The organism is Kitasatospora sp. NPDC058243 (assembly GCF_042882025.1).
Lineage (GTDB): Bacteria > Actinomycetota > Actinomycetes > Streptomycetales > Streptomycetaceae > Kitasatospora.
Genome location: NZ_JBHVWW010000040.1, coordinates 6989 through 15443 on the forward strand (window position 1 = coordinate 6989; position 8455 = coordinate 15443).

At 70.6% G+C, this 8455-nt stretch carries 7 protein-coding genes and 2 pseudogenes; 6 read left to right on the forward strand and 3 right to left on the reverse strand.

Annotated elements, in window-relative coordinates:
• Positions 1–166: 166 nt before the first annotated feature.
• Both ACFVX9_RS24360 and ACFVX9_RS24365 read left to right on the forward strand, forming a co-directional pair.
• Positions 167–805, forward strand: coding sequence for a DUF6461 domain-containing protein (locus tag ACFVX9_RS24360; protein WP_387983433.1), 639 nt, complete (start codon positions 167–169; stop codon positions 803–805).
• A gap of 165 nt (positions 806–970) precedes the next feature.
• Positions 971–1228: pseudogene (locus ACFVX9_RS24365) on the forward strand (transposase family protein); the annotation flags it as partial.
• 66 nt (positions 1229–1294) lie between these two features.
• Here the strand turns inward: ACFVX9_RS24365 and ACFVX9_RS24370 are convergent.
• Positions 1295–2165 (reverse strand): annotated as a pseudogene (locus ACFVX9_RS24370) (IS5 family transposase).
• Positions 2166–2225: 60 nt separating this feature from the next.
• Positions 2226–2654, reverse strand: a complete 429-nt coding sequence (locus ACFVX9_RS24375; RefSeq protein WP_387983434.1) for a Scr1 family TA system antitoxin-like transcriptional regulator — start codon at positions 2652–2654, stop codon at positions 2226–2228.
• A 227-nt stretch (positions 2655–2881) separates the two neighbouring features.
• Here ACFVX9_RS24375 and ACFVX9_RS24380 point away from each other — a divergent pair, with 227 nt between their 5' ends.
• Together ACFVX9_RS24380 and ACFVX9_RS24385 are read left to right on the forward strand one after the other, a co-directional pair.
• Positions 2882–3130, forward strand: a complete 249-nt coding sequence (locus ACFVX9_RS24380; protein ID WP_387983435.1) for a hypothetical protein — start codon at positions 2882–2884, stop codon at positions 3128–3130.
• On the forward strand, positions 3127–3531 hold the full coding sequence (locus tag ACFVX9_RS24385; RefSeq protein WP_387983437.1) for a hypothetical protein: 405 nt from the start codon (positions 3127–3129) through the stop codon (positions 3529–3531). The genes ACFVX9_RS24380 and ACFVX9_RS24385 overlap by 4 nt, the downstream gene beginning before the upstream one ends.
• A gap of 149 nt (positions 3532–3680) precedes the next feature.
• Here ACFVX9_RS24385 and ACFVX9_RS24390 read toward each other — a convergent pair whose 3' ends face one another.
• Entirely contained in the window at positions 3681–5726 is a 2046-nt protein-coding gene (locus tag ACFVX9_RS24390; protein WP_387983438.1) for an alkyl/aryl-sulfatase, read from the reverse strand.
• A 773-nt stretch (positions 5727–6499) separates the two neighbouring features.
• Between ACFVX9_RS24390 and ACFVX9_RS24395 the strand changes: the two genes are divergently transcribed.
• Positions 6500–7609, forward strand: coding sequence for a hypothetical protein (locus tag ACFVX9_RS24395; protein ID WP_387983440.1), 1110 nt, complete (start codon positions 6500–6502; stop codon positions 7607–7609).
• A gap of 205 nt (positions 7610–7814) precedes the next feature.
• Positions 7815–8324, forward strand: coding sequence for a hypothetical protein (locus tag ACFVX9_RS24400; protein ID WP_387983441.1), 510 nt, complete (start codon positions 7815–7817; stop codon positions 8322–8324).
• Positions 8325–8455 lie beyond the last annotated feature (131 nt).

An 8455-nucleotide genomic window follows, 5' to 3' on the forward strand; every position in this document is an offset into this window, starting at 1 on the left:
AAAACAAAGCGCGTAGGAGAAACGGGGGGGTCAACCTTCTCCTGGAGGACCGCACGCCCAGGGGCCCCGACCAAAACGAAACCGGGACCGCCCCGGGGGGGAGGGCCCCCGGGCACGGCCGCGGAGCCCCGACAACGAACGGCCCAGCAGAAAGAGGATCGCGACGATGACCACGCAGGACCCCTGGTGGGCGCACGACATCATCGTGTGCCTGACCTTCGCCCGCCACCGCGGCCCCGCACACGTCCTCGCCACCTACGGGGCAGCCGCCGAACCGGTCCGGGAGCTGACGCTGCAGCAGGCCCGCACCACCCTCCCGATCGCGGAGGGAGGCGTCGTCCTGCGCACCGGTGTCCTCGGGGACGGGGAGTGGGCGTTCTGCCACGAGAGCGGCGAGCCCGAGGGCTTCAAGGAGGCCGTGCTCTCACGCCTGTCGGCAGGCACCGAGGCCGTCCAGCTGTACAGCGTCGACGGCATGACCACCCTCGAACGCTACTGGGACGGCGTACGGATCGAGTCCTTCGAGGCGGGCTTCCCGTCGACGCTGCGCAGCGGCCCGGACCACCCGCTGTGGGACGCGGTCCAGGTGCTCCCGGACCGCTCCACGGCCACGCAGGCGGCCGAGGGAGTCCAGGCGTACCTGGGCGTCCGCATCGACGGCGACGTCCTGGAAGGCCCCCTGCCCACCGCGTACCTGCCTCCGGAGCGACGGGCGCCACTCTCCTCCCGCGCCCCCGCAGCCCCGGAGGACGCGTCCTCACAGGGGCTCGGCCGCCTCCTCCCAGGGCTTCCCCCGCACCCCTGACCCGCCGGCGCAGGACGCCACCGCTCGGGACGCCACCGGCCTCGACCTCCACCCCGCCAGAATGGGGTCTGTACAGCCAAAGGCTCTGTCCCGTAATCGGTGGTGACGAAGGGTGACGTCGGTCGTCGGCATGATGTGCGTGATGTCAACGAGCTTGTGAGCGTGGTGTTTTCGGGGCTGTCGGCCCTCGTCATCGAGGGGGTGGCGGACGAGGGCGAGGTCATCCGGGTGTCGGCGCGGACGCGGGATGATCCGGTGCCGTGCCCGGTGTGTGGGCGGCCGACGGGGCGGGTGCACGGGTTCCACGGCCGGGTGGTCGCGGATGTCCCGGTGGATGGGCGGCGGGTCGTCGTCTCGGTGCGGGTCCGACGTCTGGTCTGCCCGGTGCTCGGCTGCCCACGGCAGACGTTCCGCGAGCCTGTTCGCGCAGATGCTCGACGGTCTCGCGCACCAGCCGCTGCCGGGTGCTGATCTTCTCCAGCATGTCCCTCATGGGGTCCTCCCGTCACAGTCGTCGGCCCGCGCGGCGGGCGGGTCGCGCCAGCTCGCAGTGGCGGTGCGGGTCAGCCGGTGGAGCATGACGTCGGTCATCGACCAGTGGACCACCGCCACCGAACTGGCGGGCAGTGCCTCGTAGTCCCGCGCCAGGCGGCGGTGCAGCATCAAGGTGCCCCACGTCTGCTCGACCACCCACCGCTTCGGCTCGGGCGTGAACCCTCGTGTGCCGGGCTCGCGCTGGACGACCTCGACATCGATGCCCAGGCGGGCGCCGTGCGCGACGACGGCGTTCTTGAATCCGGCGTCGACCCATGCCTTGGTCACGGTGGGCGCGCTCGCGGCGACCTTGTCCAGCAGCGTGATTCCGATGGCGTTGTCGTGCACGCTGGCGGCGACCACCACGACGGCGATGATCAGGCCCAGGACGTCGGTGGCGATGCCCCGCTTGCGGCCTGGGCTTCTCTTGCCCGGGTCCAGTCCGGTGGTGTCCTTGGGTGCCGTTCGTCGAGGCCCGCACGGTCTGCGAGTCCAGGACGACAGCGGTGGGGTCCTCGTGACGTCTGCGCATTTCGCGGACCTGCCATCGCATCAGGTCGTGGACGGTCTCGGCGGTGCCGTCGTCGCGCCACAGTGCGAAGTAGTAGTACACCGCGCTCTTCGGCGGCAGGTCGTGCGGCAAGTACCGCCACTGGCAGCCGGTGCGAGCCTGGTAAAAGATCGCGTTCACGATCTCCCGCATGTCGTAGCCGCCTTGGTGGCCGCTGACCGAGGTGTGCCGGCCCTTCCAGGCGACGATGACCGGCCCGATCAGCTCCCAGGCCTCATCCGACAGGTCACTCGGGTACGGAGCGCGTCCACCCACGCCCACCAGCGCACCGCATTTCCGGCCGGTCGGGAAGCCCTAAAACCGGACAACCTGCCTTCAAGCACGACGAGACCCACCGACACTCGCAGAACGCCCTCTCACATCGGCCGCCACCAACGCCTCCGCGTAGGCCCTGGTCTGGAACAACCCAGGAACAACACCCAACTCGAACTGCCGCAGCTCAACCGCCCTTGCCTCGTGCGCCGCATACTCCGGGAAACCTTCCAGCAGGGATCCCCCACCGCTGAGGCTCCAATAGGTCAGCTCCAGCGTCCCTCTCGTGTTCAGAACCCGATCGACCTCAATCACCCAGTCGAGCGTGGGACTGCGCGTCCCTCTTTCGAGGTTCGAAATCTGACTGTCACTCAGCGATGTAAGCCTGCCGAGCTCGGCCTGGGTCATACCAGCCGCCTGGCGGGCCTTGCGAAGTTGGGCGCCGAACGCCGCAAGGGGGGATGCCGACGGATCGAGTTTCGTCTCACGCATAATCACACCTCCGACGCCACCTGAATCCCATGGCGAAGAGTGTCAAGTGGGAAAGCCTTCCGACCCTAAGCGCTCGCACGCCACCATGGCTACAGCCGGTGAGAAGTCGGATGCGATGTGCTACCACGGAGACAGTCATGCCCCCCCAACACCCCCACCCACAACTTCCAGGTCGTCACGTACCTGGCCAGGACCAGCTCCGGCTTCCCCGAGCGCGAGTTGCGCAGGTGCGAGGCCTACGCTCGCTCCTTCAACTGGGACATCGCCCTGATCGTCGTCGACGACGAAGTCACGCGAAGGGGCCCGAGCGGCGCCCTCTCCTCCAGGCCGCCCTGCAACGGCTCCTCGACCACCGGGCCGGCGCGATCCTCGTCCCGAGCAAGTCCGCGATCTCGGCGATCGAGGGCGAGTTCAACGAGTTCGCCGAACGTGTGGAGAAGGCCTCCTGCTTCATCCAGGTGGCGACCCGTCGATGACGACCAGCCGCAGGCGCTACACCGCCGTCCCCGCCGACGCCCCGCACGGCGCCTCGTACCCGGTGTGGGTCATCCGTGACCGCAGCACCAGCCGCCTGGTGAAGGCCCTGCCACCCGCCGAGGAGCCGTTGCGCTTCTACTCGTACGCCCTGGCACAGGCATGGGTCCGCAGGAACACTCGGCCCACGGCGCTCGTGACGGCCCCCGAGGGCGCCGAGTTCGAGATCCGCCTGATCGACTCCACGAGTCCGCACTTCCTCCTCCTGGAGTGCTGGGGCCTCTGGAGCCGCGCACGACACGAATTCCTCCGCATGCCGGGCTCCTCGGACCGGGTCAGGCGCTTCTACACCCGCGCGGCCGCCGAGGCGTTCCGGCGACACCTCGGCGCGGGTCAGTCGTGAACGGAACCCGTCGGACAGGCCGAGGTGGTCCCGCAGCACGCGCCGGACGGTGTCCCGTTGCGGGGAGGTCGACGCCCCGGAACGTCCGGTACCGGCCGACTGCTGGCAGCCGGCCGGTACCGAATGGGGGTGAATGGGAGGTGAGGGGATCAGGGGGTGGTGAGGGCGAACCAGAAGTCGAAGCTCTCCAGCAGCCCCGCGAGGGTGTTCAGCGGGTCGATGGTGCCGGAGTCGACCGTCAGGTCCTTGCTGTCCGCGAGCGCGGCCACTTCCTTCTGCGCGTCCTTGGCGAGGGCGAGTTGGTTGAGGCCGGTACGGGTGAGGGTGTACGAGGCATCGGCGCCGGTGCCGGTGTCGGCGGTGTAGACGAGGACGCCGTTTCGCAGCTGGACGGTGCACTGCGTGGGGTCTCCGGCGTTCCCGCCGGCGATGGTGAGGGCGATGGTGAGCGGGTTGTTCGCGGCGTCGGGGCCGTTGAGGCGGATGCCGAGGTAGTCGAAGACCATGTCCTGGGGCATGGCGGCGATCACGTCGTCCGTGATGATCTCGGGTGCGGGCAGCGCGCCGGTGCTGCCGGTGCCGGCGCCGGGGTTGCGCAGTTCCGCGGCCCCGGCGAGGTAGAAGTTGCGCCAGGGGCCGCTTTCGGCGAGGTAGCCGAGCTGCTCCAGCGCATCGGCCTCCAGCTTCCGGGCATCGGTGTTGGCCGGGTCCGCGAAGACCACGTGGCTGAGCAGTTCGGCGACCCACCGGTAGTCGTCGGCGGTCGTCGCGTTCCCGTAGGCGGTCTGCGCCGCCTTCACAATGGTGTCGGCGCCGAACGTGTCCGTGTAGCGCTTGCCGACCTCCTCGGGGGGCAGGCCGTGCAGGTGGGCCGCGTTGCCGTCGAACCAGCCGAGGTAGCGCTGGTAGACGGCCTTGATGTCGTGGTTGGTGGTGCCGTAGTAGCCGCGGTTGAACCACTGGCCGGCCAGGCTCTGGGGCAGCTGCTGGTCGAGGTCCTCGGCGATCTCGTGCATGGTCCGGCCGTGGTTGGCCAGGCGCAGGGTCTGGTCGTGCAGGAAGCGGTAGAGGTCGGCCTGGCTGGTGAGGAAGTCGACGATCTCGTTGCCGCCCTCGCTCTTCCAGCGGGGCCAGAAGTGGCTGGCGAACAGGGAGGTGGCGTCGCCCCCGTAGAGGGTGGCGGACTCGGTGAGGTAGTTCGACCACTCCTTGGCGTCGCGGACCTGGGCGCCGCGCAGGCTGTAGAGGTTGTGCAGGGTGGGCGTGGCGTTCTCCGCCATGCACAGCGACTTGACGTCGGGGAGGTAGAAGTTCATCTCCGCCGGCGCCTCGGTGCCGGGCGTGAGCTGGAACTCGAACTGGATCCCGGCCAGGGTGCAGGGGACGCCCGCGGGGATCTGGGTGTCCTCGTCGGTGACACTGGCGACGACGGTGTGGGTCGGGGCGAGCAGGCCGGTGGTCCCCGACGACATCGTCTTGCCGAGTCCCGCGTCGATCTGCTGGTCCGCGCCCTTGTGGAGCAGTGATCCGTACATGAAGGTGGCGCGGCGGCTCATCGCGTTGCCCGCGTACACGTTCTCGCTGACGGCGTGCTCCAGGAAGCCGTCCGGCGCGACGATCTTGACGTCGGCATCGGGGGTGCCGCCCGCGAACAGGCCCCGGACGCCGCCGTAGTGGTCGGTGTGGGAGTGGCTGAAGATGACGGCCTTGATGGTGCGCGCACCGCGCTCGCCGAGGTAGAGGTCGAGGGCGGCCTTCGCACACTCCTCGCTGATCAGGGGGTCCAGGACGACGATGTCGCTGCTCTGCTGGGTCGGGTCCTCCATGAAGGTGATGTTGGATATGTCCATGCCGCGGACCTGGTAGACGGCGTCCTTCACCACCTCGTACAGGCCGGCGTTCATGTTCAGCACGGCATTGCGCCACAGGCTCGGATTGGCCGTGTCCGGCGCGGGGGTCTGCTCCGACAGGAACGCCGCGTAGGGGGCCAGGTTCCAGGCATAGGGCTGACCGCCGGGGCCGGGGCCGGGAACGGGGTCGTTCGGGTCCAGGGCCACCAGCAGGCCCTGCTTCGCGAAGTCCGCCTCGGCGTCCTGGCCGGGCGGCGGGAGCGCGACGCCGGCGTTCAGCTGTGCGGTCAGCGGGGTCGCCGGCTGCGGTTCGTCGTAGGGGGTGGGAAGAGCGGAGTCGGGCATGGACGCTTCCTCTCGGTGGTGGGGCGGAGCAGCGGCCGGCGGGCGAGCGCGCACGGCGCATCGCCCCCCGGGGGGCTGCGGAATCCCGGGACGGTGGAAGGCCAGGGGTCGCGACGACTCCCCCAGCGCGTCCCGGCAGGGTTCAGAAAGTACGCAGCCCTCCCCCGCACCGGCAGGGAATCGCCAAGAGCCGGCACCTGCGCCTCCCAGAACCGGACAACCCGTCAGACCGGGGTTTCGGAGAGCTCCGGGCAAGCGCCGCACGGGGCTTACGTCACCACCGCCCCGCGGCCGGACACCACACGGGAGGTCGGGACGAGCGGACGCGCCGGCGAACGGAATCGAACACGAGCGTGTGGGATCACGGGGCCGCGAGCGGAGCACGGTCCACGCAGCCCATCCGGCCGGATCCCGCCGGTGGCCTGATCAGGTACGGCGCCCGGTAGCGACAGCACGCGACCGAGTGACAGTCCGTAGCAGTCTGATCACGACTTTCACGATCACGGACCGGCGCAGCCTCGTCGCCGGACGTGACCGCGACATGGCCGAAGACGTCCCCCGCACTCACCCCCGAGTCCGAGGACATCTCCAACAACGCGAGCCGCGCGCCGGCCTCGACAACCGCACGGGGAACAGTCCCGCGCCCGTCTGCGCCGACCCGGCCACAGCGCCCCTCGGATATGGCCCGATCAAAGACCCGGCCGGCACCGGACCCGGCCACCGGGCGCCCGCCCCGTGCCGCAGCCGCTCCGCCGGACCGCCACAATGGCGCCATGAGGATGATCCACACCCTGGCCGGCGCCCTGCTGCTCCTGCTCATCGTCGGCAGCATCCTGCGCACGCTGGTCGTCCCGCGCGGGCTGTACTCGGCGCTGGTCAGCCGGCTCTGGCGGGTGCTGCGGACCGTGCTCCGGCTCTACGCGACGCCGTTCCGCAGCTACTACGCGCAGGACCGGGCGCTGACCTGGCTGGCGCCGCTGATCCTGCTCGGCATGCTCGGGGTGTGGCTCAGCGGCATGCTGCTCGCCTACACCCTGCTGCTGCACGGCACGTCCGACCTCAGCTGGTCGGTGGCCATCCGGGAGTCCGGGTCCAGCCTCTTCACCCTCGGCTACGCCAGCGGCGAGCGCCTGCAACTGTCGGCGATCGACTTCATGGCCGCCGCCAGCGGGCCGCTGGTGATCGCCCTCCAGATCGCCTACCTGCCCACCCTCTACGCCGCCTACCAGCGGCGGGAGACCGAGGTGACCCTGCTCCAGTCCCGGGCCGGCGAGCCCGCCTGGGGCCCGGAACTGCTGGCCCGGCAGTCCCTCGTCGACACCGAGACCGCCCTCCCCCAGCTCTACCGGGACTGGGAGCGGCTCGCCGCCGACATCGGCGAGAGCCACTCCAACTACCCGGTGCTGCTGTCCTTCCGCTCCCCGCAGCCGAACCGCAGCTGGGTGGTCGGCCTGATCGCGGTGCTCGACGCGGCCGCCCTCCACCTGGCGCTCTGCCCGCGCTCGGCCCCGCCCGAGGCCCGCCTGGTGCTGCGCGCGGGCTTCACCGCGCTGCGCGACATCGGCCGCTCCGTGCGGATCGACTTCGACCCGGACCCGGACCCGGACGTCCCGATCCGCCTGACCTACACCGAGTACATCGGCGCCGTCGCCATGATCACGAGCGCCGGTTTCCCCCGCGAGCGCCCGGTCGACGAGGCCTGGCAGCACTTCCACGGCTGGCGCGTCAACTACGAGGCGCTGGCCTACGAACTCGCCCGCCGCGGCGACGCCGTCCCCGCCCTGTGGACCGGCCCGCGCGACTTCCACGCCCCCGTCATCCCCCCGGCCCGCCCCACCGACCGCCGCCCGGGCCCGACCGGCCCCACCCTCCCCGCAGCCTGACCCCACGACCGCGTGGCACCGCACAGCCGTATGGCACCGCGACCGAGACGGATCGAACCATCAGAAGCGCCACCAGGACGGAGTTCACCGAGTGACACCATCGCGAGTACCCGCGTGGTCGGCCGCCGTGCTGACGGCAGCGGGGTTGCTGTGTGGCTGCGGTACCAGTGCGTCGGCCGGTGGCGGCCCTGCTGGTCCCGGGGCCGTGGTCTCCTCGCCGTCGCAGCAGGTGGACGCGCTCTCGCTCGCAGCGCTGCAGGACTTGGCGTCGGCGCTCGGAGAGCAGGGGCGCGGCGGGTTCAAGGACACCTTCGGCGCGCTGAAGCTGGACCCGGCGGCAGGCCGGGTCGTGCTGTTCGCGACGGACGAGCCGCGGGCCAGAGCCCTCGTCGCGGCCGCCGCCCAGGCGCATCCCGGCGTCGAGACGGGACGCGCCGAGATCCGGCACGCGTCCTACGCGCGGGCGACCGTCGACCCTGTCCTCAAGAGGATCGGCGATGCGGCACAGGCCGATTCGCTGCCGTTCCCGGTCTATACGGCGGCCCTGCTGCCGGACGCGTCGGGTATCACGGTCACCACGTCGCATGAAGGCGCAGCGTCGTCAGCACTCAAGAAGGCCGTGGCCGAGCTCGCGGGTACCGTCCCGGTGTCGTACGAGGAGGGCAAACCGGTCCGCAACCTGGACGCCACCGCTCAGATGGTGCCTCCGCCGTGAGCGGGCGCTGGCTCGTCACGTCATGACCCGGGCGGGGGGGGGGGGGGGGGGGACCGTAGGGTCCACCAGGCGTGCCACCACCACAACAGCCAAGGCGAAGGCGGTGTCAGGGGGGGGTGTTGTGAGGAAGA